The organism is Streptomyces taklimakanensis (genome assembly GCF_009709575.1).
Taxonomy (GTDB): Bacteria; Actinomycetota; Actinomycetes; order Streptomycetales; family Streptomycetaceae; genus Streptomyces; species Streptomyces taklimakanensis.
Genome location: NZ_WIXO01000001.1, coordinates 616101 through 638968, shown reverse-complemented (window position 1 = coordinate 638968; position 22868 = coordinate 616101). Strand labels below are relative to the sequence as shown.

Annotated in this window: 22 protein-coding genes; 13 read left to right on the top strand and 9 right to left on the bottom strand. The window is 73.6% G+C overall.

Annotation, left to right across the window (positions count from 1 at the left end; all coding sequences use genetic code 11):
* Positions 1–16: 16 nt before the first annotated feature.
* The 4 genes from F0L17_RS02725 to yczE all read right to left on the bottom strand — a co-directional run bounded on the left by F0L17_RS02725 (position 17) and on the right by yczE (position 3678).
* Positions 17–397: an RNA polymerase-binding protein RbpA gene (locus F0L17_RS02725; protein ID WP_155069771.1), complete on the bottom strand. Its 381-nt coding sequence runs from the start codon at positions 395–397 to the stop codon at positions 17–19.
* 265 nt (positions 398–662) lie between these two features.
* Positions 663–2156 carry an MFS transporter gene (locus F0L17_RS02720; RefSeq protein ID WP_338017929.1) on the bottom strand — a complete coding sequence of 498 codons (1494 nt, stop codon included), beginning with the start codon at positions 2154–2156 and terminating at the stop codon, positions 663–665.
* Between the two features lie 77 nt (positions 2157–2233).
* Entirely contained in the window at positions 2234–3019 is a 786-nt protein-coding gene (locus F0L17_RS02715; protein ID WP_155069769.1) for a glycerophosphodiester phosphodiesterase family protein, read from the bottom strand.
* Entirely contained in the window at positions 3016–3678 is a 663-nt protein-coding gene (gene yczE, locus F0L17_RS02710) for a membrane protein YczE (RefSeq protein ID WP_476691286.1), read from the bottom strand. The genes F0L17_RS02715 and yczE overlap by 4 nt, the downstream gene beginning before the upstream one ends.
* A 209-nt stretch (positions 3679–3887) precedes the next feature.
* Between yczE and yczR the strand changes: the two genes are divergently transcribed.
* Positions 3888–5459 carry a MocR-like transcription factor YczR gene (gene yczR, locus F0L17_RS02705; protein ID WP_155069767.1) on the top strand — a complete coding sequence of 524 codons (1572 nt, stop codon included), beginning with the start codon at positions 3888–3890 and terminating at the stop codon, positions 5457–5459.
* Between the two features lie 65 nt (positions 5460–5524).
* On the opposite strand, the gene F0L17_RS02700 is transcribed toward yczR, so the two are convergent.
* Entirely contained in the window at positions 5525–7111 is a 1587-nt protein-coding gene (locus F0L17_RS02700; protein WP_155069765.1) for a hypothetical protein, read from the bottom strand.
* A gap of 146 nt (positions 7112–7257) precedes the next feature.
* Complete coding sequence (locus tag F0L17_RS02695; RefSeq protein WP_155069762.1) at positions 7258–7452, bottom strand: hypothetical protein; 195 nt, start codon at positions 7450–7452, stop codon at positions 7258–7260.
* A gap of 200 nt (positions 7453–7652) precedes the next feature.
* Between F0L17_RS02695 and F0L17_RS02690 the strand changes: the two genes are divergently transcribed.
* A complete protein-coding gene (locus F0L17_RS02690; protein WP_155069760.1) occupies positions 7653–8483 on the top strand; it encodes a hypothetical protein in 831 nt (276 codons plus the stop codon).
* A gap of 85 nt (positions 8484–8568) precedes the next feature.
* On the opposite strand, the gene F0L17_RS02685 is transcribed toward F0L17_RS02690, so the two are convergent.
* Positions 8569–8796, bottom strand: a complete 228-nt coding sequence (locus F0L17_RS02685; protein ID WP_155069758.1) for a DUF2277 domain-containing protein — start codon at positions 8794–8796, stop codon at positions 8569–8571.
* Positions 8797–8981: 185 nt separating this feature from the next.
* Here F0L17_RS02685 and F0L17_RS02680 point away from each other — a divergent pair, with 185 nt between their 5' ends.
* On the top strand, positions 8982–10037 hold the full coding sequence (locus F0L17_RS02680; protein WP_162465697.1) for an alcohol dehydrogenase catalytic domain-containing protein: 1056 nt from the start codon (positions 8982–8984) through the stop codon (positions 10035–10037).
* Here the strand turns inward: F0L17_RS02680 and F0L17_RS02675 are convergent.
* A complete protein-coding gene (locus tag F0L17_RS02675) occupies positions 10031–11899 on the bottom strand; it encodes a glycoside hydrolase family 15 protein (RefSeq protein WP_162465696.1) in 1869 nt (622 codons plus the stop codon). The genes F0L17_RS02680 and F0L17_RS02675 overlap by 7 nt on opposite strands.
* A 200-nt stretch (positions 11900–12099) precedes the next feature.
* On the opposite strand from F0L17_RS02675, the gene F0L17_RS02670 reads away from it, so the two are divergent.
* The 10 genes from F0L17_RS02670 (at position 12100) to F0L17_RS02625 (ending at position 20076) form a co-directional block, all read left to right on the top strand.
* On the top strand, positions 12100–12906 hold the full coding sequence (locus tag F0L17_RS02670) for a DUF2382 domain-containing protein (protein WP_155069756.1): 807 nt from the start codon (positions 12100–12102) through the stop codon (positions 12904–12906).
* A 218-nt stretch (positions 12907–13124) separates the two neighbouring features.
* Complete coding sequence (locus tag F0L17_RS02665; protein ID WP_155069754.1) at positions 13125–13862, top strand: hypothetical protein; 738 nt, start codon at positions 13125–13127, stop codon at positions 13860–13862.
* A 1-nt stretch (position 13863) separates the two neighbouring features.
* Complete coding sequence (locus F0L17_RS02660; protein ID WP_155069752.1) at positions 13864–14298, top strand: phage holin family protein; 435 nt, start codon at positions 13864–13866, stop codon at positions 14296–14298.
* Positions 14274–14924 carry a DUF3618 domain-containing protein gene (locus F0L17_RS02655; protein ID WP_155069750.1) on the top strand — a complete coding sequence of 217 codons (651 nt, stop codon included), beginning with the start codon at positions 14274–14276 and terminating at the stop codon, positions 14922–14924. Before F0L17_RS02660 ends, F0L17_RS02655 begins: the two co-directional genes overlap by 25 nt.
* 271 nt (positions 14925–15195) lie before the next feature.
* Positions 15196–16239 carry a YihY/virulence factor BrkB family protein gene (locus tag F0L17_RS02650; RefSeq protein ID WP_155069747.1) on the top strand — a complete coding sequence of 348 codons (1044 nt, stop codon included), beginning with the start codon at positions 15196–15198 and terminating at the stop codon, positions 16237–16239.
* A 234-nt stretch (positions 16240–16473) separates the two neighbouring features.
* Positions 16474–16824 carry a phage holin family protein gene (locus F0L17_RS02645; protein ID WP_155069745.1) on the top strand — a complete coding sequence of 117 codons (351 nt, stop codon included), beginning with the start codon at positions 16474–16476 and terminating at the stop codon, positions 16822–16824.
* A 130-nt stretch (positions 16825–16954) separates the two neighbouring features.
* The gene (locus F0L17_RS02640) at positions 16955–17149 is read left to right on the top strand and encodes a hypothetical protein (RefSeq protein ID WP_155069743.1); all 195 of its coding nucleotides are present in this window, start codon (positions 16955–16957) and stop codon (positions 17147–17149) included.
* A gap of 247 nt (positions 17150–17396) precedes the next feature.
* Complete coding sequence (locus tag F0L17_RS02635) at positions 17397–18146, top strand: VTT domain-containing protein (RefSeq protein ID WP_162465695.1); 750 nt, start codon at positions 17397–17399, stop codon at positions 18144–18146.
* A gap of 253 nt (positions 18147–18399) precedes the next feature.
* On the top strand, positions 18400–19284 hold the full coding sequence (locus tag F0L17_RS02630; protein ID WP_155069739.1) for an RNA polymerase sigma factor SigF: 885 nt from the start codon (positions 18400–18402) through the stop codon (positions 19282–19284).
* Between the two features lie 228 nt (positions 19285–19512).
* A complete protein-coding gene (locus F0L17_RS02625; RefSeq protein WP_155069737.1) occupies positions 19513–20076 on the top strand; it encodes a hemerythrin domain-containing protein in 564 nt (187 codons plus the stop codon).
* 151 nt (positions 20077–20227) lie between these two features.
* On the opposite strand, the gene F0L17_RS02620 is transcribed toward F0L17_RS02625, so the two are convergent.
* Complete coding sequence (locus F0L17_RS02620) at positions 20228–22801, bottom strand: ATP-dependent Clp protease ATP-binding subunit (protein WP_155069735.1); 2574 nt, start codon at positions 22799–22801, stop codon at positions 20228–20230.
* Positions 22802–22868 lie beyond the last annotated feature (67 nt).

The window sequence follows — 22868 nt, the reverse complement described above, 5'->3', positions numbered from 1 at the left end:
CACCGTGCGCGGACCGTCAGGCGGACTTCCGCTTGTTGTTGTCCCGCGGGTGTACGGCGATGTTCATCGTGCCGGAGCGCAGGACCGCCAGCCTCTCGGCCAGTACCTCCTCCAGCTCCTCGCGGGTACGCCGCTCCATGAGCATGTCCCAGTGCGTGCGCGCGGGCTTGCCCTTCTTCTCCTCAGGCCCCTCGCCGTCGACCAGGAGGGCCTGGGCGCCGCAGACCTTGCACTCCCACTCCGGTGGAATCTCGGCCTCAACCGAGAACGGCATCTCGAAACGATGGCCGTTCTGGCATGCGTACTCCACGGCCTGGCGCGGGGCCAGGTCGATGCCGCGGTCGGTCTCGTAGCTGGTCACCACGAGTCGCGTGCCGCGAAGAGCTCGCTCACTCATGAATCGTGCCTCCCGGGCTTGTCGCCCACAGGACAGGTGTCGCTGTCGTCGTCATCCGGTCAACGTCCGGTCGGCGGTGAAGATTCCCGATCCGGGACATGCGTCGCCCGTCGTGCCGCTGCCTCGTCGGATATCCGGTACCCGCCCTCGCCCGCTTTGTCACCTCCGGAAGGAGATGTGACGTGACGTTTTCTTGTCATTGGCGTGCAGTAACGGTCCACCCGCCGAGTTGCAGGCGTACACTACCCGCCCTTCGCCTCTCGTCCTAAATCCGCTCCGGCGCGGGAGCGCCCACCGCCGCCACGGCTCGTGCCACCGGTACCCGCGTCAGCAGGACGAAACCCAGGACGAAGAAGACCACCAGCGAGACGATCGCGTCCCGGTAGCTCCCGGTGAACTGGTACGCCAGGCCGAAGACCAGGGGCCCCAGCCAGCTCGTCCCCCGGTCGCTGACCTCGTACAGCGAGAAGTACTCCGCCTCCTTGCCGGGCGGAACCAGCTGGGCGAAGAGCGACCGCGACAGCGCCTGGGTGCCGCCCAGCACCATTCCGATCGCCGCGGCCAGCACGAAGAACCACACCGGTGCCCCGGCGGGCAGCACGTACCCGGCCCCCACCGTCGCCGTCCAGGCCACCAGCGACCCCAGGATCGTCCGCTTGGCGCCGTACCGCGCGGCCAGCCGGCCCATCGACAGCGCTCCCACCACCGCCAGCACCTGCACCAGCAGGATCGCGCCGATCAGTGTGGTCTGGTCCATGCCCAGCTCCCTGGAACCGAACACCGACGCCTGGGTGATCACCGTCTGGACACCGTCGTTGTAGAGCAGGTAGGCCGCCAGGAACAGCAGGGTGAGCGGATACCGCCGCAGGTCCCGAAGCGTCCGCACCAGTTGTCGCAGGCCGCCCCGCAGGGGGGCGCTCGCGGACGGGACGGCGTCCGGCTCGACCCCGTCCGCACCGCCGGTCGGGAACCGACGGGCGAGCACCGGACGGTCCCGCAGCCGCCGCAACGGGACGATGGTGAACACCGCCCACCACAGACCGGCCGACGCCAGACAGATGCGCACCGCCGTGCCCTCGGTCACGCCCAACGACTCGTGCCCCAGGAAGAGCGCCAGATTGGCCACCAGCACCAGCGAGCCGGCCGCGTAGCCGAAGGCCCAGCCGCGGGAGGAGACCGCGTCCCGCTCGTCGGGCGTGGCGATCTGCGGCAGGAAGGAGTTGTAGACCACCGCGGCCGTGGCGAAGCAGACGTTCGCCACCACCAGCAGGGCTCCGCCCAGCAGATAGCGGTCGCCGTCCAGGAAGAACATCCCGGTGGTGGCCGCCGCGCCCAGGTAGGCGAACGCGCCCAGCATCGGCTTCTTGCGGCCCGACCGGTCGGCCATCGCCCCGGCCAGCGGCATCACCAGCACCGACAGCAGCACCGAGGCGGAGACGGCGTAGGCGAAGTACGAGCCGGCCCGCACCGGGATGCCCAGCGGGTGCACGTAGCCGGAGGCGTCCGCGGCGGCCTCGGCCACCGAGGTCAGGTACGGGCCGAGGAAGACGGTGAGCACGCTGGTGGAGAAGACGGAGTTGGCCCAGTCGTAGAAGTACCAGCCGCGCTGCTCGCGGCGCCGCGCGGCCCGTTCGGCCGCCGGGCCGAGGGCGCCGCCCGGCTCCGTCGCGCCGTCCCCCTCCGGGCCGGCGCTCGCCGACGCCCGGGGGCCTCCCGGCCCTTCGGCGCCGCCCGCTCCCGTCACGGTTCCGGTGTCCACCCGCGCCCCCTCGGCGTTGTGCGCGCGGGTGGGACGCGGGCGGGGCGGGCCCGCCGGGCACCGCCGACGCGGGTCCGTCAGGCCCAGGCCCCCCGCTCGGCCAACACCGTGCGCAGTGTCTCGATGTGGTCGGTCATGATGCCATCAACGCCCAGGTCCAACAGCGCCCGCATCCGCTCCGCGTCGTTGACCGTCCACACGTGCACCTGGAGGCCCCGGGCGTGGGCGTGGCGGACGAAGGCCCGGTCCACCACCCGGATCCCGCCGTGCCGCACGGGGACCTGCGCGCACAGCGCGCCGCGGACCGCCGGACCCGGCAGCCGCCACGAACGGAGCCGCAGGCCCAGCACGCCGCGGGTGCCCAGCGAGGTGGCCAGGCGCGCCCCGGCCAGCGCGCGGGCCCGGGCCACCCGGGACTCGCCGAAGGCCCCCACGCACACCCGGTCCCAGGCCCCGGCCGTGTCCACCGCCTCCAACAGCGGGACCAGCGCGGCGTCCGACTTGACGTCGACGTTCCAGCGGACGCCGGGGAAGGCCCGCAGCAGTTCGGCGAAGAGCGGCACCGGTTCGGTGCCGCCCACCCGCACTCGCCGTACCTCCGCCCACGGCAGGGCGGCGATCGGGCCGCTGCCGTCGGTCACCCGGTCCAGCGTGGCGTCGTGGAAGGCCACCAGGTGTCCGTCCGCCGTGGCGTGCACATCGGTCTCGATGTAGCGGTAACCGAGCTCCACCGCTCGCGCGAAGGCGGCGCGGGTGTTCTCCAGGCCCGCCGCGGCGCCGCCCCGGTGGGCGAAGGCGAGCGGGGCGGGGTGGTCGAAGAAGGGGTGGGCGGGACGCGGGCGGGAGGGGGCGGGAGCCGTCATGGACGCAGTATGGCGCGTCGCCGCCGGCGCCGTTCGGGGCGGCCCTCCGCGCCGTCGGCGGTGTCGTCCGCGGTGCCGTCCGAGGTGTCGCCGGGGCCGTCGCCGTCCGTCCCGGTGGGGCCGTCAGCGGCGAGGACCCGCAGGAAGAACTGGGAGAGCGGCCCGATCGCCAGGGCGTAGAGCACCGTGCCCGCGCCCACCGTGCCGCCCAACAGGAAACCGACGGCCAGGACGACCAGTTCGATCCCCGTCCGCACCAGCCGCACCGACCGCCCGGTGACCCGGTGCAGGCCGGTCATCAGGCCGTCGCGCGGCCCCGGGCCGAAGCGCGCCGTGATGTACAGGCCGGTCGCCACCCCGTTCAGCGCCACCGCGGCCACCAGCAGCGGCGCCCGTACCGCGAGGGCGCCCGGTTCGGGCAGTGCGGCCAGGGTGCCGTCCATGGCCAGGCCCACCACGATCACATTGGAGACGGTGCCCAGACCGGGCCGTTCCCGCAGCGGTATCCACAGCAGCAGCACCGCCGCTCCGGTGATGATCACCACGGTGCCGATCGTCAGCCCGGAGTGCCCCGCGATGCCTTGGTGGAAGACGTCCCACGGGCCGAGCCCGAGGTCGGCGCGGACCATCAGCGCCAGGCTGGCCCCGTAGAGCACCAGCCCTCCGTAGAGCCGGCCGAGGCGGCGGGCGAGGCGTTCCGGGGGAACCTCGACAGAGCCGGGGGTCCGGGGCTCTCCCGGGTCCCGGGGCGACTTCCTGGAAGCGGGCACCGATCCTTCCTTTCTGGCGTAGTGGACCGATGCGTGACACCCTGTGGCATGCAATCGTTCCGTGGCCATGGCCAATTTTGGGAAGGTGGACTTGAAGGATGGCCGAGTGGACTTCCGCAGTGGGGGCACCTCAGCTCGCCCGTCTCCTGGCTTCCCAACGGGCCACCGGCCCGGTCGGCGGCCGGACCGGAGCCGGAGCCCGACGGGTGCCCGCCTACCGGGCGTTGGCCGACGGCGTGCGGCTGCTGGTCCTGGAGGGCCGGATCCCCGTCGCCGCCCGGCTGCCCGCCGAACGCGAGCTGGCCGCCGCCCTGTCGGTCAGCCGCACCACCGTCGCCGCCGCCTACGAGGCGCTGCGCGCCGACGGCTTCCTCGCCTCCCGGCGTGGTGCCGGCAGCTGGACGGCGCTGCCCGCCGGGAACCCCCTGCCCTCGGGCGGGCTCAGCCCGCTGCCGCCCGAGGCCGCCGGTTCCCTGATCGACCTGGGGTGCGCCGCCCTGCCCGCCCCCGAGCCCTGGCTCACCCGCGCCTTCCAGGCCGCCCTGGCCGATCTGCCGCCCTATGCCCACACCCACGGCGACTACCCGGCCGGACTGCCCGTGCTGCGCCGGGCCGTCGCCGACCGCTACACCGCCCGCGGTGTCCCGACGATGCCCGAGCAGATCATGATCACCACCGGGGCCATGGGCGCGGTGGCCGCCATCCGCGCCCTGTTCGCGCCGCGCGGTGAGCGCGTCGCCGTCGAGCACCCCTCGTACGCCAACGTGCTGCAACTGCTGCGCGAGGCGGGCGCCCGGCTGGTGCCCGTCGCCATGGGCGAGGGGCTGTCCGGCTGGGACCTGCCGGCCTGGCGGCGGGTGCTGCGCGACGCCGCGCCCCGGATGGCCTACGTCATGGCCGACTACCACAACCCCACCGGAGTCCTGGCCGACGACGGGCAGCGCCGCGAGCTGGTCGCCGCCGCCCGCGCCGCGGGCACCGTGCTGGTGGCGGACGAGACGATGTCCGGCCTCGACCTCGACCCCGCGCCGGGGGAGGAGGCGCCCGACCGGCCGGCGTCCCGTCCGGTCGCGGCGTTCGACCCCGGCGGCTCCACCGTCGTCACCCTCGGTTCGGTCAGCAAGGCCATCTGGGCGGGGCTGCGCATCGGGTGGATCCGCGCCGCGCCCGAGACCATCCGCAGCCTGGTCGCCGCCCGCGTCTCCGCGGACCTGGGCAGTCCCGTGCTGGAGCAGCTCGCCGTCGCCTGGCTGCTGAGCGGCGGCGAAGGGGGCGTCGGGGACGGCGGGGAGCGTCTCTCCGGCTGGGACCGGGCCGTGGCCGTGCGCCGCGAGCGGGCCGGGGAGAACCGCGACGCGCTCGTCGCGGCCCTCCGGCTGCACCTGCCCGACTGGGAGTTCGACGTCCCGCGCGGCGGCCTCACGCTGTGGGTGCGCACCGGGGGCCTGTCGGGATCGCGGATCGCGGAGGTGGGGGAGCGGCTGGGGGTGCGGGTCCCGGCGGGCACCCGCTTCGGCGTGGACGGCGCCTTCGAGGGCTATGTGCGGCTGCCGTTCACCGTCTCCGGCCCGGTGGCGGGGGAGGCCGCCGCCCGACTGGCCGCCGCCGCCCGCCTGGTGGCCGGCGGGCGGGACACGGGGGAGGACACCCCGCGCTCCTTCGTCGCCTGAACCGCCCGGCGGCCCGAGCCCGGCGGCCCCGGATCCGGGGCCGCCGAGCTCGGGCCGCCGCGCCGTCAGAAGCCCGCGCGGCGGCCCGGCACCGCCGCCGGCTCCGGCAGCAGCTCCAGGACGGCCAGCCGCCGGGACTCGGGCGCCTCCTCGTCGTACGGGTCCGGCGCGGCGGGCACCTGGAGGCGGTGGACCGGCCCGGAGCCCAGCCGGGCGTAGCCGCGCCCCGGCGGCACCTCGGGCGGCGGAGTGGTGGTGGGCGCCTCGCCGAGCACCGCCCGCACCTGCTCCGGGGTGACGTCGCCGAGCACGATCCGGGCCCGGGTGTGGGCCCGCACGGTCTCGGTCAGGGCGGCGGCGCCCTCGAACTGGTCGGCCAGCGCCACGGTGATCCGCACCGCGCGCCCGTACCGCAGGGGCACCTGGAGCAGGTCCTGCGGATCGCGCTGCCCCTCGGAGCGGGCCAGGTGACCGAGCACCGACGGCCGGTCCACCAGGACCCACAGCGGGCGGCAGACGTCCTCGGGCGCGTCCCGGCCGGTCTGCCGGGCCCGGTTGGCGGCCAGCAGCCTGCGCTCGGTCTCCCGGACCACCCACTCCAACGACGACAGCGCGCCGCCCGGAGTCGTCTCCACCCCCACCACGCGGTCGCGGCCGGCCAGGAAGGAGAACTCGGCGCCGCCCCCGCCGTCCACGACCAGCACCTCGCCGTGCCGCAGCGCCTGGAGGGCGATCGACCGCAGCAGCGTCGTCGTCCCCGAGCCCGCCCGGCCCAGCGCCAGCAGGTGCGGCTCGGTGGAGCGCGGACCGGTGCGCCACACCACGGGGGGCAGGTCCCGCCGTTCCCCGCCCTCCTCGACCACGGGCACCGTACGGGGGGCGGCGTGGAGGTCGGTGAACCCCAGCACGGTCTCACCGGGGGCGGTGACGAAGTGCTGCACGGGGACACCGCAGGGGAGCGGTTCCAGCGCGGTCAGCTCCAGCTCGCCCGCCTCCTCGTCCCAGACGAAGCGGTACTCGCGGCCCCGTCCGGCCCTGGCGCGCAGCAACCGCTCCAACCGTGCCCGGCACTCCGGCTCCCCGTCGCCGAAGTGCGGCGGGTAGCGCAGCCGCAGCCGAGCCAACCGGCCGTCCTCGGTGAACGCGAAGTCGGTGAACGCCCGCCGCCAGTCGCCGTCGTGGGAGTACAGCGGCCGGGGGCGGGGATCGTCGGCGAGGGCCAGGCGGGGGACGAGCGCCTCGTAGAGGGTCTGCAGTCGGGCGCGCTCCGCCTCGCCGGGCCCGCCGTCGGACGCGCTCCCGGACCGGTCGCGCCCCTGCCAGGCCACCGTGCCCGCCAGCGCGACGGCCCCCAGCAGCGGCCCGTACGGGGTGAGCCACAGGGCGAGCAGACAGGCGGCCGTGGTGAACAGCACCGGCCCGCGGCGCTCCGGGGGCATGTGCTCCCACCGCCGCCGCAGGGCGGCGACGAGGCGGCCGGCGCCGCGGGCGAGCACGGTCGCCGGGCGCAGCGCGCCGAGGACGCCGTTCGCCGTCGTCCGCAGCGCGGCCCGGCGGCGGGCCGGGGACAGGCCGCTCGGGGCCGCGTGGCGGGAGGGGGACGCGTGCGGTGGGACGAGTGCGTGGGGGAAGGGGAAGGGCCGCGAGGCCACGCCGATCTCCTGCCGTCCGGAGCCCGTCGGGCTCGAAGTCCTGGAGTGCTGGGGTTCCCGGAGCCCGTGGGGCCGGGGAGGGAGGGGAACGAGATGGAACGGGATGGAACGAGTGGGGCGCGAGGAGGGGTGGGGCGGGGGCCGCCTCAGAAGGGGATGTTCCCGATGAGGTTGGCGAGTGTCGCGCCGCCCGCCTCGATGCCCGGGGCGATGGCCGACCCCGCCAGGTAGAAGCCGAACAGCGCGCACACGATCGCGTGGGAGAGCTTGAGGTTGTCCTTGCGGAAGAACAGGAAGACGATCACTCCGAACAGCAGGACACCGGAGATGGACAGCACCATGGGTACTCCCTGCGTGGCGATGGGGTGGTCACCGTGCGTACCTCAAGCTTCACAGAGCGTTGGGAGGCTCGAAAGCGGCACAAGGGTGATTTAACACATTTCTTCTGCTTCTTTCGGGGGAGCCGGGCCGTGTCCGCCGCGGTCGGGCCGCGCGCGGAGCGGTGTACGGTGCGCGTACGCACACCACCAGGGACGGGGTCATGCACCGCAGGCACGCGCTCCTCTACGTCACCGACCTCGGCTACCGAGCCCGGGGGCGCCGCTACGGCGACGAGGACGTACACCTGTCGGCACGGCTCCGCGAGGAGTTCCACATCGCGCTCTGCCACCCCTCGGACGTCGTGGCCCTCATGGACGACTTCGACGCGGTCGTCGTCCGCAACAGCGGGCCCGTCCTGCACCACCGCGAGGCGTGGGAGTCCTTCCGGGCCCGTGCCCTGGAGCGCGGTACCAAGGTCTTCAACCAGCTCTCCGGCCGGGGCGACATGGCGGGCAAGCGCTACCTGGTCGAGTTGACCGAGGCGGGCGAGCCGGTCATCCCGACCGTCGACCGCCGCGAGCGCCTGGACCGCCTGCCGCGGGCGGCCGAGTACGTCGTCAAACCGGAGCTGGGCGCGGACTCCATCGGCATGGAGACCGTCCCGGCGGAACGGTTGGGCGAGATCGCCCTCGACCTGGACCCGGACCTGTTGGTGCAGCCGAAGGTCGACTTCCGGTACGAGGTGTCGTTCTACTTCGTCGACCGCGACTTCCGGTACGCCCTGTACGCCCCCGACCCCGCCCGACGGTGGGAACTGGAGCGGTACGAGCCCACGACGGCCGACCTCGCCTTCGCGCGGCGCTTCGTGGAGTGGAACGCCGTCGACCACGGCATCCAGCGCGTGGACGCCTGCCGCACGGTCGAGGGGGAGTTGCTGCTGGTGGAGCTGGAGGACCTCAACCCCTACCTCTCGCTGGACCGGGTGGACGCCGCGACCGGCGACGCCTTCGCGACCGCCGTGATCGCCTCGCTGCGCGCGCTCCTGGCCTGAGAGCGACCCGGCGGGCACACGGGTGGCGCCCTGCCGGCCACGCTCGCACGGTCGCGCCCCCGCGAGCTCCGCCGGCCGAGACGGGTCAGGGGCGGGGGCCGGGTCCGGACCCCCGCACCTCCAGGCCGTCGAGCAGGTGCCGGGTCGCTTCGGCCACCGCCTCGACGGCCTGTTCGAACACGGCGCGGTTGTGGGCGGCGGGGGTGCGGAAGCCCGACACCTTGCGGACGTACTGCAGGGCGGCGGCCCGGACGTCCTCGTCGGTCACCTCGGGGGCCATGGGCGGACGGAGCGTCCTGATGCTGCGACACATGCCACCAGTGTGGCGCGGAGCGGCCCGCGGCGGGGCCGGTTCGAACGCGTCGGCCGCCCGCGCCGGGCGGGACCGGCCCCGGCGGCGCCCCGCGAGGGGGGGCGTGCCGGACCCCGGCCGGGGTACCCGCGAGGGGCGCCCCGAGGCGCTCGGACCGTGTCGGACGACCCCGTGAGGGAGTGGATGTGGAAGCGCTGACCGTGGCCCCGGACCGGAAGAACTCCCTGCGGCTCGACACCCTCCCCGACCCCGTGCCGGGCGAGGGCGAGTTGCTGGTGGACGGCCTGGCGGTCGGTGTGTGCGGCACCGACCGGGAGATCCTGTCCGGGGACCACGGCGCGCCGCCGCCCGGCCGCGAGCGCCTGGTCGTCGGCCACGAGTCCCTGGGGCGGGTGCGGCAGGCACCGCCCGACAGCGGTTGGGTCCCCGGAGACCTGGTGGTCGGCGTCGTCCGCCGCCCCGACCCCGTGCCCTGCGGGGCCTGCGCCCACGGCCGGTTCGACATGTGCCGCAACGGTCGCTTCACCGAGCGCGGCATCAAGGAACTGGACGGGTACGCCGCGACCTCCTGGACGGTCGAGGCCGACTACGCCGTGCGCCTGGACCCGGGGCTGGAGCACGTCGGCGTGCTCCTGGAACCCGCCACCGTGGTGGCCAAGGCGTGGGAACAGGTGGAGCTGATCGGGGCCCGCTCCTGGTTCGCGCCGCACTCGGTGCTGGTCACGGGGGCCGGGCCGATCGGGTTGTTGGCCGCGCTGCTCGGCCGGCAGCGCGGGTTGGAGGTCCACGTCCTGGACCGGGTCGAGAGCGGCCCCAAGCCCGAGCTGGTGCGGCGGTTGGGCGCCGAGTACCACAGCGACGACGTCGAGCGGGTCATGGAACGGGTGCGCCCGGACGTGGTGATCGAGGCGACGGGCGCGGCGTCGGTCGTCTTCGGGGTGATGTCGACGATGGGCCCCTACGGGATGCTGTGCCTGACCGGGCTCTCCCCGTCCGGACGGACGCTGGAGGTCGACGCCGGTTACATCAACCGCGAGCTGGTGCTGGACAACTCCGTGGTGGTCGGCACGGTCAACGCCACCCTGCGGCACTACGCGGCCGCCGCCGAGGCCCTGGCCGAGGCGGACCGGGGCTGGCTGGACTCCGTGATCACCCGCCGGGTGCCGCTGGAGTCCTTCGCCGAGGCGTTCGAGCCGGAGCCGGACGACATCAAGACGATCATCGAGCTGGCCCGTCACTGAAGGGCGCCGTCGGGCCCGCTGCCGGGGGCGCCGGGCGGCGGGCCGGAGCGGTCGTCGGTGGCGGAGCGGCGCTGGGCCGGACCCCGGCCGGCCGTCAGGTTCTGCGCGGTGTCCACCAGCGGGATGTGGGAGAGCGCCTGGGGGAAGTTGCCGATCAGCCGCTGGTGGGTGGTGTCGTACTCCTCCGACAGCAGGCCGAGGTCGTTGCGCAGATCCAGCAGCCGCTCGAACAGCTCCCTGCCCTCGCGCACGCGCCCCTGCAGGACGTAGGCGTCGGCCAGCCAGAAGGTGCAGGGCAGGAAGGCGCCCTCGCCCGAGGGCAGCCCGTCCACGGCCTCGCTGCCACGGGTCATCGTGTAGCGCTGGACGAAGCCGTCGCGCAGCAGCTCCCGCTCGACGGCGGCCACCGTGCCCGTCACGCGCGGGTCGTCGGCGGGGAGGAAGCCCACGGTCGGGATGAGCAGCAGTGACGCGTCCAGCCCGGCGGAGCCGTAGTACTGGGTGAAGGTGCCGCGGTCGGCGTCGTAACCGTACGCGCAGACCTCCCGGTGGATCTCCTGCCGCAGGCGCCGCCACCGGTCGGCCGGGCCGTCGAGTCCGAAGCGCTCCACCGCCTTGACGGCCCGGTCGGCGGCGACCCAGGCCATGACCTTGGAGTGGGTGAAGTCGCGGCGGGGGCCGCGCACCTCCCAGATGCCGTTGTCGGGATCCCGCCAGTGGGACTCCAGGAAGTCCATCAGCGCGCGCTGGACCCGCCAGGCGTCCGGGTCCGGTGGGATGCCGTGCGCCCGGGCCTGGTGGAGGGCGTCCATGAGCTCCCCGTGGACGTCGAGCTGGAGCTGTCCGGCGGCGGCGTTGCCGATGCGCACCGGGCGGGAGTGCTCGTACCCCGGCAGCCAGTCCACCTCGACCTCGGGCAGCAACCGCTCGCCCTCGACGCCGTACATGATGTGCATGCGGCGCGGGTCGCCCGCCAGCGCCCGCAGCAGCCACTCGCGCCAGGCGATCGCCTCCTGCTCGTATCCGGCGCCCAGCAGCGTCAGCAGGGTGAAGGTGGCGTCGCGCAGCCAGCAGTAGCGGTAGTCCCAGTTGCGGACCCCGCCCAGCCGTTCGGGCAACGAGGTGGTGGGGGCGGCGACGATCCCCCCGCTGGGGGCGTAGCTCAACGCCTTGAGGGTGATCAGCGAGCGCACCACCGCGTCGCGGTACTCCCCGGTGTACCGGCAGCGGGCCGCCCACTCCCGCCACCACCGTTCGGTGGCCGACGCGGTGTCGACCGTGCGGGCCGGATCCAGGGGGGCGGGATCGGGGTCCCGGGGGCCGCCCCGGACCAGCCGGAAGCAGAACCGGTCGCCCGCGCCGACGGCGAAGTCGGCCACGCAGTCGCCGTGCCCGACGGTGAAGTCCACGTCGGAGTCGAAGGTGACGACGTCGGGCCCGGCGAACGCGCGCAGTCTGCGGCCCTCGGCGCGCAGCCACGGCGGGGTCAGGCCGTAGTCGAAGCGCAGGCTCAGCCGGGAGGTCATCCGCACCCGTCCCGACAGGCCCTCGACGAGGCGCACCACGGTGGGGTGGGAGCCGTCGACGGGCATGAAGTCGACCACGCGCACCCGCCCCTCGGCACTGGCGAACTCGGTCTCCAACACCAGGCTGTCGCCGCGGTAGCGGCGGGCGAGGGGCCGGGCCCGGTCCGAGGGCGCCACCAGCCACCGGCCGTGTTCGGGGCGGCCCAGCAGCGCCGCGAAGCACGCTCCGGAGTCGAAGCGGGGGAGGCACAGCCAGTCCATCGAACCGTCGTGGCCCACCAGCGCGGCGGTGCGCATGTCGCCGATCAGGGCGTAGTCCTCCAGCCGGAGCGGCACGGGCGACTCCTTCCGGTGCGGTCGGAGGGCGGGTGTGGTCGGCCGTCGGAGTACCCGCCGCCGTCCGTGCTACACGGCGTGCCACCCCCCGGACAAGGAGTATCTGGATTGCCCTGTTTTTGCCGGTTTTATAGGTTTTCTGGCTGTTTTGGGTGTTACCCGAGCGGTGGATCGAGAGGAACCGCAACGAGGAGACCCGCATGATCACCAAGGAGCAGATCCCCGCGGTGCTGGACCATCAGGTCTACGACGCGGAGGGCAGGAAGATCGGGGAGGCCGGCCACGTCTTCCTCGACGACGCCACGGGCGAGCCCGAGTGGGCCAGCGTCCGAACAGGGCTCTTCGGCACCAGCGAGACCTTCGTGCCGATCCACGACGCGGCCATGGTGGAGGACCATCTGGAGGTGCCGTACTCGAAGGACGAGGTCAAGGGGGCTCCGCACGTCGATGTGGACCAGGGCGGCCACCTCTCCGAACAGGAGGAGCGGAGGCTGTACCAGTACTACGGCATCGACTGGGACCCCCGCGGCCGGGAGGCCGGCACCACCCGCACCGCCGGCGCGGCGGGCGCCGGGGAACGGACCGGCGCCGGCAGGGGCACCCGCGGGCGCGACGACGCGATGACCCGCTCCGAGGAGGAGATGCGCGTCGGCGTCGAGCGCCATGAGGCCGGTAGGGCGCGGCTGCGCAAGTACGTCGTCACCGAGGAGGTCCAGAAGACCGTTCCCGTGCGGCACGAGGAGGTCCGCGTCGAGCGCGAGCCCATCACCGAGGGGAACGTCGACGAGGCCATGAGCGGCCCGGAGATCACCGAGGGCGAGTACGAGGTGACGCTGCACGAGGAGCGTCCGGTGGTCGACACCGAGGTCCACCCGGTGGAGCGGGTGCGCCTGACGACCGACGAGCGCACGGACCAGGAGACCGTCAGGGGAGAGGTGCGCAAGGAGCGCATCGAGGAGGAGGAGGCCGGCGCGTCCGACGACGAACGGCGGCGCCGTCGCCGTTGACCGACCGTCCTCCCGGTTCCGAGGCCCGTGTGGAGACCCCTCCGCACGGGCCTCGACCGCCTCGGGTGGGGGCCGGGGCGGTCGGCGGGTGTTCGGAAAAGGGCTCCGGTGGACATGGCGTGTGAATGCCACGCGAAAGGTCGGGTACTTCGCCCGTTGTGAGCTGTTAGCCACAAAAGCCGCAAAGGTCAAATTTCGTAGACCAACTGGAGGCACCGGTGAGTGAAGCTCCGAACACAGGCCACAGCCCCGGCGGACAGACGGGCCAGGCCGCGAAGCAGGAGACCCGAGCCACGGCCGACCGGGCCAAGGACGCGGCCGGCACCGTGGCCGGCAGCGCCAGGGAGCAGGCGCGCCACGTGACCGGCGACGCCCGCGAACAGGTCGTCAACATGGCCGGGCACCTGAAGGAGCGCGCCTCCAAGGAGGCGGACACGCAGACCAGGAGGACGGCCGACACCATACGACAGTGGGCCGACGACCTGGCGGGCATGGCCGAGAGCGCCCGGTCCGACTCCCCGGTGCGGAACCTGGCCTCCCAGGCCGCCGACAGCAGCCGCCGCGCCGCGGACCTCCTGGAGGAGAAGGGCGCGGGCGGTCTGGTCGGTGAGGTGGAGTCGTTCGCGCGCCGCCGTCCCGGAGCCTTCCTGGCGGGCGCGGCGCTGGCCGGATTCGCCCTGGGCCGCGCGGCCAAGGCGGGCAAGGCCGCCCACCACGGCCCGGACGGCCGGAGCGGGGAACACGCGCGACCCGCACCGTCCCCGGACCTGCCGGTCACCACGGGCGGTGGCGAGGTCCGACAGATGCCGGACCGCGGGGAGCCGCCCTACGGCGGCACCGCACCCGGCACGGGCACGGGCACCGGTGCCTACGGGACCACCGGCACCTACGGCGGGGGAACCACTCCCGGCCCCTATCCCGGCACGGACACCCCGCGCCGTCCGGAGGTGGGCTGACATGGCGTACACCACCCAGCGGCCGACCGACGAGGGGACGGCCCGGCGCGTCGACGGTGACGAGAGGTCGATCGGCGAGCTGCTCTCCGCGGTGACGGCGGACGCCCAGAAGCTCCTCAGGCAGGAGATCGAACTGGCCAAGGCCGAGGTCCGCGAGGAGGCGACCAAGGCCGGCAAGGCCGCCGGCATGTACGGCGGCGCCGGCTTCGCCGGCTACATGACGGCCCTGTTCGCCTCCCTGGCCGCGGTCTTCGGACTGGCCAACGTCATGGACTGGGGCTGGGCGGCGCTCATCATCACCGCCCTGTGGGCGGTGGCGGCCCTCGTCCTGTACTCGATGGGCCGCTCCCGGATGCGGCAGGTCCACCCCAAGCCGGAACGCACCGTCCAGACTCTCAAGGAGGATGCCGAATGGGCGCGTCACCCGACGAGCTGAGGGCTCGGATCGACACCACGCGGCAGGAGCTGTCCGACGACGTCGGCAGGCTCGCCGACCACGCCAACCCCCGCCACGCGGTGCACCGCCGCAAGGAGCGGATGCGCAGCAGGATGACCGTAGTTCGGGAGCGAGTCATGGGAACCACCTCGGACGGTGGGCGACACACGGCCCGGTCGGTGCGCGACACCGCGGGACAGACCGCCGACAAGGCACGCGAGGGCGCCGAACAGGCGGGTGAGGCGGTGAAGTCCGCCCCCCACCACGCGGCGCGACGCACCCAGGGCAACCCGCTGGCCGCCGGAGTCGTGGCCTTCGGCGCCGGGCTGCTGGCCGCCTCCATGGCGCGCAGCTCGCACGCCGAGGAGGAGGCCGTGGAGCGGCTCGCGGAGAAGGCCGGCCCCGTCAAGGAGGCGGCCGCCGAATCGGCCGGGCGTCTGAAGGAGGAGGCGACGCACTCGGCGCAGGAGGCGGGCCGACACGTCAAGGAGACCGCCACCGAGGCCGCCCGCGCCACCACCGAAGAGGCGCGCGGTCAGGCGGGGCAGGTGAAGGAACAGACACAGCAGTCCGGCCGGAGCGTGGCCGAAGGGGCCCGCGGCCAAAACCCCGGATCGGCGCACTGACGCGTCGACCGCCCCGGACGGCCGCCCGCCCGCGACGTACGCGGCGTTCGGGCCGTCCCGCGGCCGCTCCCGCCCGCGGGGGAGCGGCCGCCGGGGGCGGAGCCGTCGGCGCGGCGGCTCCGCCCCTCCCCCCGGGCCCGGAAGGCGGGCCCGAGCCCGAAGCCACCTCCCGGGCGTGAGCCGGCCCACCGCACGGTGAAGAGAAACCACCACAAGCCAGGGGAGTGATTCCCCCGCCGGCCGGAGCCGGTGGTCCCTCGCTAGGAGTTCGATGGCCAAGCACAGGTTCGAAGAGCGGGGGGAGCGGACGGTGGACTCGGGACGCTCCCCCGATGAACCGTCCGACCTGCCGAAGAGGTCCTGGAAAGGGGTCCTCAAACGCACGGTCGCCGAGTTCAAGGACGACAACCTCACCGACTGGGCGGCCGCGCTGACCTACTACGCGGTCCTGTCGATCTTCCCCGCGTTGCTGGCGCTGGTGTCGGTCCTGGGCGTGATCGGCAGCTCCGCCATCCAACCCCTGGTCGACAACGTCGGAAGCCTGGCGCCCGGCGCCGCGCGGGACATCCTCCAGAGCATGCTGACCCAGCTCCAGAACAACCAGGGCGGCGCGGGAATCGCGCTGATCATCGGTGTCGCCCTGGCGGTGTGGTCGGCCTCCGGGTACGTCGCGGCCTTCATGCGCGCCTCCAACGCCGTCTACGACATCGGTGAGGGGCGCCCGATCTGGAAGAAGCTGCCCGTGCGGGTGGGCGTCACGCTCGCCCTGCTGGTGATGCTGGCGCTGAGTTCGATCGCGGTCGTCTTCACCGGCGGCCTGGCGCAGCGGGCCGGCGATCTCATCGGCCTGGGCGAGACCTTCCTGACCGTGTGGAGCATCGCGAAGTGGCCGGCCCTGGTCCTCCTGGTCAGCCTGATGATCGCGTTGCTGTACTGGGCCGCGCCCAACGTTCGGCACGGCGGCTTCCGCTGGATCAGCCCCGGCAGCCTGCTCGCCGTCCTGCTGTGGATCGTCGCCTCGCTCGGCTTCGCCCTCTACGTCGCCAACTTCGGCAACTACAACAAGACGTACGGCAGCCTGGCCGGTGTGATCATCTTCCTGATCTGGCTGTGGATCTCCAACATCGTGATCCTGCTGGGTCTGGAGCTCGACGCCGAGATGCAGCGCGGACGGGCCATGCGGGCCGGTCATCCGGAGGACGAGGAGCCCTACGTCGAACCGCGTGACACCCGCAAGCTCCCGCCGGAGGAGACGCCCGGCACGGACGGCGGGGCGGGGTCGGACGGCCGCGGAGAGGAGCGCCGACCCGACTGACACCCCCACACCGTGCGGGAGGGCACCGGTGCCCCGGCGGAGGAGACCGCCGGGGCACCGCGGCGTTTCCCGGCGTTCCCGGCGCTTCCCGCCTCCGGCCCCGAGGACGCCACCCGCCCGCCGCGGGGGCATCCTCGGGGCCGGACGCGGGTACGGGGGACCCGTCGACGGCGCCGGGGCCGGCGCGGCGGGAACCACGACACCGGGCGGACGCCCGGGGAGACGAGGAGGACGATGGCGAGCGGCACGTCGGGGGAGCAGGTCGCGGAGGCGGTCGAGCAGATGGCCCACGAGGCGTCCGAGCTGCTCCGCGACCGGCTGCGGGGAGCGGGCGACGGGCTCCGGGGCACCGCGCGGCGGATGGGCGTGGGCGGCGCCCTCCTCGGTGGTGCCGGGGTGTGCGGAGCGCTGGCGGTGGGCACCGCGCACCGGGCGGCGTTGAACGCGTTGGAGACGGCCCTGCCCCGGGCGCAGGCGGCCGCCGTGCTCTCCGTCGCGTACGCGGTGGGCGCGGGGGCCCTGGCGAGACTGGGGCGGGACCGGCTCCGCGGCGCCGGGCGCGCCTCGGGGGCACGCCCGCGGTGAGCGGGACGGCCGGCTCCGCGGGCCGGGGCGCGGCACCGGCCGCACGCCCCGAGGGCATCAGCCCGAGATGTGCGGGTACGCACCAGATAACCCCGTCCGCCGGGAACGAACCGAGCAGAGGAGGCTCGTTGTGAAGGGTGAACAGGGCAAGGAGGAGTCCTCCGCGCGGAGCCGGCCGCAGCTGCGCACCGGCGGCGATCAGCCGGTGGATCCCGAGGACCTGGTCAGGCTCTCCGGGCGCGAGCCCACGCCGGAGCGTGTGGAGGAGGCCAGGAAGCAGTTGGAGGAGCACGGGGCCGCGGCCGTCGAGAGGTACCTCCCCTGAGGTTCCGGCCCGAGTGCGGTCTCCGTGAGGTCGGACGGCACCATCCGCGTCGATCGGCGGGTGGTGCCGTTCCTCTTGTCGTCCCCTCGGCGGCGCGGAAGGGGAAAGTCGGGAACGGAACCGGAACGCGGCCGATCGCGTTGTAGGTTCTGCTCGTGCGTGCCGACCGGCACCCCGACGCCCGGGCGCCACATGAGCCCGCGGCCTCGCCCCAGGCGCACGTCGCCTTCCCAGGAGCATGCCTCACGTGACGAACCTCGCCCTCGGTCCCGGCTGGCTGGATCCGGACCACCTCATCCAGACCTTCGGTCTGATCGGCATCCTCTGCATCGTCTTCGCCGAGTCGGGCCTGCTCATCGGTTTCTTCCTGCCCGGTGACTCGCTGCTGTTCACCACCGGGCTGCTGGTCGTCACCGACCAGTACCTGCACCATCCGCTGTGGCTGGTCTGCACCCTGGTGGTGATCTCCGCGGTCCTCGGCGACCAAGTGGGCTACATGTTCGGTCGGAAGGTCGGGCCGGCCCTCTTCCGGCGCCCGGACTCCCGCCTCTTCAAGCAGGAGAACGTGGAGAAGGCCCACGAGTTCTTCGAAAAACACGGCCCCAAGTCCCTGGTGCTGGCCCGCTTCGTGCCGATCGTGCGGACCTTCACGCCGATCGTCGCCGGCGTCAGTCGGATGAACTACCGCAGCTTCCTGGTCTTCAACGTCCTCGGTGGCGTGCTGTGGGGCGCGGGCGTGACCCTCCTGGGCGCCGCGCTGGGCCAGGTGGAGTTCGTCCGCGACAACATCGACTTCATCCTGGTCGGCATCGTGCTGCTGTCGGTGCTGCCGATCGCCGTCGAGTACCTGCGTGCCCGCGGCCGATCCCGCGCGGCGGGGGTCGGCCGGCCGGCGGTCCCGGTCGCGGCGTCCGCCGAGCCCGTCGGCGGCGCGGTGGGCGGCCCGGCCCGTCCCCCTGCCCGGGGGCGGAGGCGGGGGCGTCACGCCAAACGCTGAACCGGGGCCGTGGGCCCGCGCCGGCGTGTTCGGGCGGGGTCGAGGGGACGGCCTCGGAGGATGTTCGAGCGCCGGGAGCGCCCCTCCCGTCTCCACGAGTCATAATAAGTAAATCCGATATGATCAATTTTGTCTCATGTGGCCGGCGACCCACGTGTGCGCGCGGGCGAGCCCTCACCCGGATGGGCGTGTGAGCCGCTCGGAGGCGGGTACGCGCCGTGCTGCACATGACAGGTCAAAAGAGGAGGGCATGATGCGTAGCCTGAGCCCGGAGGTTCAGCCGACGAGCGGTGACGTCTTGCCGGACCAGGAGCAGGAGACGGTCGCCCCCGATCTTCCGGACCTGCCCAGAATCGAGGACGCGGGCAAGGTGGCGCCCCGGGACGCCCGGCAGCTGTCGAAGCTCTTCTTCGAGCGGCTGAGGGTGCTGGAGGAGGGGACGCACGAGTACCAGTACGCGCGCAACACCCTCATCGAACTCAACCTGACCCTGGTGAACTACGTCGCCTCCCGTTTCCGGCACCGTGCCGAGCCGATGGACGACATCGTGCAGGTCGGGACCATCGGCCTGATCAAGGCCATCGACCGGTTCGACCTCGACCGGGAGGTGGAGTTCACCTCGTTCGCCGTCCCGTACATCGTGGGGGAGATCAAGCGCTTCTTCCGGGACACCAGCTGGGCCGTGCGCGTCCCGCGCCGGCTCCAGGAACTGCGCATCGAACTGGCCCGCGCCAACGAGGAGCTGGGCCGCAGGCTGGGGCGCTCCGCCACCACCGAGGAGTTGGCGGAGTTCATGAACGTCACGGTGGAGGAGGTCATCGAGGGGCAGGTGGCCAGCAACGGCTACGTCGCCGGTTCCCTCGACCTGCCCGTGGGCGACGAGGGCAAGGACACCCCCCTGGCCGACCAGATCGGCGACGTCGACCCGGCCCTGGAGAAGGTGGAGAACCTCCACGCCCTCAAGCCGCTGATGGAACAGTTGGACGAGCGGGACCGCCGCATCCTGCAGATGCGCTTCGGCGGGGACATGACGCAGTCGGAGATCGGGGCCGAGCTGGGCATCTCGCAGATGCACGTCTCACGGCTGCTGAGCCGGGCGCTGGCACGGCTGCGGGAGGGCATGCTCTCGCAGAAGTGAGCGAACCCCGGCGTCCGGACGTCGACGCGGGGCCCGGCGGCGCGAGCCGGGTCCCGCGTCGACGCGTCCGCGTCTCCCCGTGCGCCCCCTCCGGCCGGGTGGGGCAACCATCCGTCGTCCCGTCAGGGGGAGTCAACCGCAACGGACTCGGGAACACGTGGCAGCGTCCGCCCCCGCGGCGGGCGAGCAACGACAGTGACGTCACGGGACGACGAGGAAGGCACCGACATGGGACACGGCGGGAACGTCATCGACGAGTTGACCACGGACCACCGGGAGGTCGAGGAACTCTTCGGCAGGATCGAGGCCCTGCCCGCGGGCGACGAGCGGCGCAAGGAGCTCGCCGACCAGGCCGTCATCGAGCTGGTGCGGCACTCCGTCGCCGAGGAGCAGTACCTCTACCCGGCGGTGCGCGAGTTCCTGCCGGACGGTGACGAGGTCGCCGACAAGGAACTCCGGGACCACGCCGAGGCCGAGCGCACCATGAAGGACTTGGAGGGCCGCAGCGCGGCCGATCCCGAGTTCGACCGGCTCGTCGGCCTGCTGATGCGCGAGATCCGCACCCACGTCGAGGACGAGGAGCAGAACCTCTTCCCGCGACTGCGCCGGGCGACGAGTGAGCAGCGGCTCGACGAGCTCGGGGAGAAGGTGCGCACGGCGAAGAAGACGGCCCCGACCCGTCCCCACCCCTCCGCGCCCGACACCCCTCCGGCGAACAAGGTGATGGACCGGGGAGCGGGCATGGTGGACCGGGTCCGCGACGCCCTCACCGGGCGCAGCGAGAAGCACTGACCCCGCGGCCGCCCCTCGGCACGAGCCCCACCGGCCGCCCGCACCGGCCGAGGGGCCCCGCGGAGCACGAACGGAACGCGGGAGCGGCCGCCGGATGCCGGACGAGGCATCCGGCGGCCGCTCCCGCGTTCGTCCGCCCCGCCGGGGCGCCCTACCCCGCGGGGGCGGCCGGTGCCGGGGCCCGGTGGAAGACGAGGCCGCCCTCGCCCACGTCCACCCGCAGTCGGGTGTGCGGCACCAGTTCGCCGCCGAGCAGCATCCGCGAGAGGGGGTTGTCCACCTCCCGCTGGATGGTGCGGCGCAGCGGCCGGGCACCGTACTCGGGCTGGTAGCCGTGCCGGGCGAGCCAGTCGACGGCCTCCGGGGCGAACTCGATCTCCACGTCCTGCGCGTGGACCCGCCGCCGCGTCTCGTCCAGCAGCATGTCGGTGATCCGACGCAGCTGCTCGTCGGAGAGCCGGCGGAACACCACGATCTCGTCGATGCGGTTGAGGAACTCCGGCCGGAAGTGCTCCCGCAACGGCCGCAGCACCCTCTCGCGCCGAGCCTCCTCGTCCGCCTCGCCACCCGCGCCGCCGGGGGTGAAGCCCAGCGTGCCGCCGCGCCCGGTGATGGCCTCCGAGCCGAGGTTGCTGGTCATCACGACGACGGTGTTGGTGAAGTCGACCGTGCGGCCCTGGGAGTCCGTCAACCGCCCGTCGTCCAACACCTGCAGCAGGATGTTGAAGACGTCCGGGTGCGCCTTCTCCACCTCGTCCAGGAGCAGCAGCGAGTACGGGTGGCGGCGCACCGCCTCCGTCAGTTGCCCGGCCTCCTCGTGGCCGACGTACCCGGGCGGGGCGCCCACCAGCCGGCTGACGGTGTGCCGCTCCTGGTACTCGCTCATGTCCAGGCGGACCATCCGGTCGTCGGTGCCGAACAGCGCCTCCGCCAGCGCGCGGGCCAGTTCCGTCTTGCCGACGCCGGTGGGGCCGAGGAAGAGGAAGCTGCCGATCGGCCGGTTGGCGCTGGCCAGTCCGGCGCGCGAGCGCAGCACGGCGTCGGCGACGACGGAGACCGCCTCGTCCTGGCCGACGACCCGCCGGTGCAGGTGTTCCTCCAGGCCCAGCAGACGGCTCTTCTCCTCCTGGGTGAGGCTGCTGACGGGGATGCCGGTCTGCCGGGAGACGATGTCGGCGATGTCCTCGACGTCGACCTCGGCGATGCGGTCCCCCACCGGCTGCTTCCCGTCCCCCTCGGCGATCTGCCGCTCCGTGTCGGCCAGCCGGTCGCGCAGCTCCTTGGCCCGCTCGTAGTCCTCGTCGGCCACGGCCTGGTCCTTGTCCCGGCGCAGTTGCTCGGCCTCGCGCTCCAGGACGCGCACGTCGGTGCCGCGGGTGGCCGAGCGCAGCATCACCCGCGCGCCCGCCTGGTCCATCAGGTCGATCGCCTTGTCGGGCAGGTAGCGGTCGGTGAGGTAGCGGTCGGACAGTTCGACGGCGGCCAGCAGCGCCTCGTCGCTGTAGCGGACCTGGTGGTGGGCCTCGTAGCGGTCCCGCAGACCGCGCAGGATCTCCACGGCGTCGGCCGTGGACGGCTCGGGCACCAGGACGGGCTGGAAGCGGCGGGCCAGCGCGGCGTCCTTCTCGATGTGGCGGCGGTGCTCCTCCAGCGTGGTGGCGCCGATGACGTGCAGTTCGCCGCGGGCCAGGGCGGGCTTGAGCATGTTGCTCGCGTCCATCGAGCCGCTCTCGCCGCCACCGCCGGCGCCCACCACGGTGTGCAGTTCGTCGATGAAGACGATCAGCTCGTCGGTGCGCTCGCGGATCTCGTCGATCAGGCCGCTGAGCCGCTCCTCGAAGTCGCCCCGGTAGCGGGTGCCGGCCACCAGACCTCCGATGTCGAGCTGGACGACGCGGCGTCCCAGCAGGTTGTCGGGCACGTCGCCGTCGACGATGCGCTGGGCCAGTCCCTCGACGATGGCGGTCTTGCCCACGCCCGCCTCGCCGATCAGCACCGGGTTGTTCTTGCCCCGCCGGGCCAGGATCTCGATGGTCTGCTCGATCTGCTCGTCACGGCCGATCACCGGGTCGATGCGCCCCTCACGGGCGAGTTCGGTCAGATCGCGTCCGAACCGGTCCAGGTTGGGCGTGCTGCCCCCGCCGCCGCGTCCGCTCGGGGCGGGCGGGCGCTCGCCCGGCCCCGGGGGACCGGGCTGGTAGCCCTCGGGGAGTCCGGAGGAGCGCGCGTCGAAGTGGGCGGCGTTGAGGATCTGCCCCGCCGCGGAGTCCCGGTTGGCGGCCAGTGCCACCAGCACGTGCTCGGGCCCGATGTAGGACGCGCCCGAGGAACGGGCGACGTTGTGGGCGTCCATCAGGGCCCGCTTCACGGCGGGACTGACGGCGATCGAGCTGCGCCGCGGGCCGTCACCGGCGTGCCGGTCGATCTCGGCGACGATCGTGTCGGGGTCGCCCCCGGCGCGGGAGACCATGGACCGGGTCGGATCGGTGGTGAGGGCCGCCCGCAGCAGATGCTCGGTGTTGAGGTCGGCGCTGCCGTGCTGGGCCGCGTACGACGCCGCGTCGGTGACGAGCCGGCGGGCGGGCTCGCTCATCAGCCGGACGAAGTCGAAGTACCGGGGCCCGGGACGCTGCCCACCGGAGGGCGCGGCGCCCAGGAAACGCGCGAGGAACTCTCCGAGCGGGTCCCGACCGTAGTCGTCGGGACCCATGTACCCGCTGGTCATAGATGTCCTCCCGCCGGCCCGGCCGGCCGGCCGGCCGGGCCGCGCTGCTCGTCTCGGTCCGTCACTC

Excerpts from the sequence above, each read along its gene's own strand:
- F0L17_RS02620 (WP_155069735.1), bottom strand. The coding sequence starts at position 22,801 with ATGACCAGCGGGTACATGGGTCCCGACGACTACGGTCGGGACCCGCTC.
- yczR (WP_155069767.1), top strand. The coding sequence starts at position 3,888 with ATGGCCGAGTGGACTTCCGCAGTGGGGGCACCTCAGCTCGCCCGTCTC.
- F0L17_RS02725 (WP_155069771.1), bottom strand. The coding sequence starts at position 397 with ATGAGTGAGCGAGCTCTTCGCGGCACGCGACTCGTGGTGACCAGCTAC.
- F0L17_RS02670 (WP_155069756.1), top strand. The coding sequence starts at position 12,100 with ATGATCACCAAGGAGCAGATCCCCGCGGTGCTGGACCATCAGGTCTAC.
- F0L17_RS02660 (WP_155069752.1), top strand. The coding sequence starts at position 13,864 with ATGGCGTACACCACCCAGCGGCCGACCGACGAGGGGACGGCCCGGCGC.
- F0L17_RS02650 (WP_155069747.1), top strand. The coding sequence starts at position 15,196 with ATGGCCAAGCACAGGTTCGAAGAGCGGGGGGAGCGGACGGTGGACTCG.
- F0L17_RS02645 (WP_155069745.1), top strand. The coding sequence starts at position 16,474 with ATGGCGAGCGGCACGTCGGGGGAGCAGGTCGCGGAGGCGGTCGAGCAG.
- F0L17_RS02715 (WP_155069769.1), bottom strand. The coding sequence starts at position 3,019 with ATGACGGCTCCCGCCCCCTCCCGCCCGCGTCCCGCCCACCCCTTCTTC.
- F0L17_RS02625 (WP_155069737.1), top strand. The coding sequence starts at position 19,513 with ATGGGACACGGCGGGAACGTCATCGACGAGTTGACCACGGACCACCGG.
- F0L17_RS02655 (WP_155069750.1), top strand. The coding sequence starts at position 14,274 with ATGGGCGCGTCACCCGACGAGCTGAGGGCTCGGATCGACACCACGCGG.
- F0L17_RS02690 (WP_155069760.1), top strand. The coding sequence starts at position 7,653 with ATGCACCGCAGGCACGCGCTCCTCTACGTCACCGACCTCGGCTACCGA.
- F0L17_RS02630 (WP_155069739.1), top strand. The coding sequence starts at position 18,400 with ATGCGTAGCCTGAGCCCGGAGGTTCAGCCGACGAGCGGTGACGTCTTG.
- F0L17_RS02695 (WP_155069762.1), bottom strand. The coding sequence starts at position 7,452 with ATGGTGCTGTCCATCTCCGGTGTCCTGCTGTTCGGAGTGATCGTCTTC.
- F0L17_RS02685 (WP_155069758.1), bottom strand. The coding sequence starts at position 8,796 with ATGTGTCGCAGCATCAGGACGCTCCGTCCGCCCATGGCCCCCGAGGTG.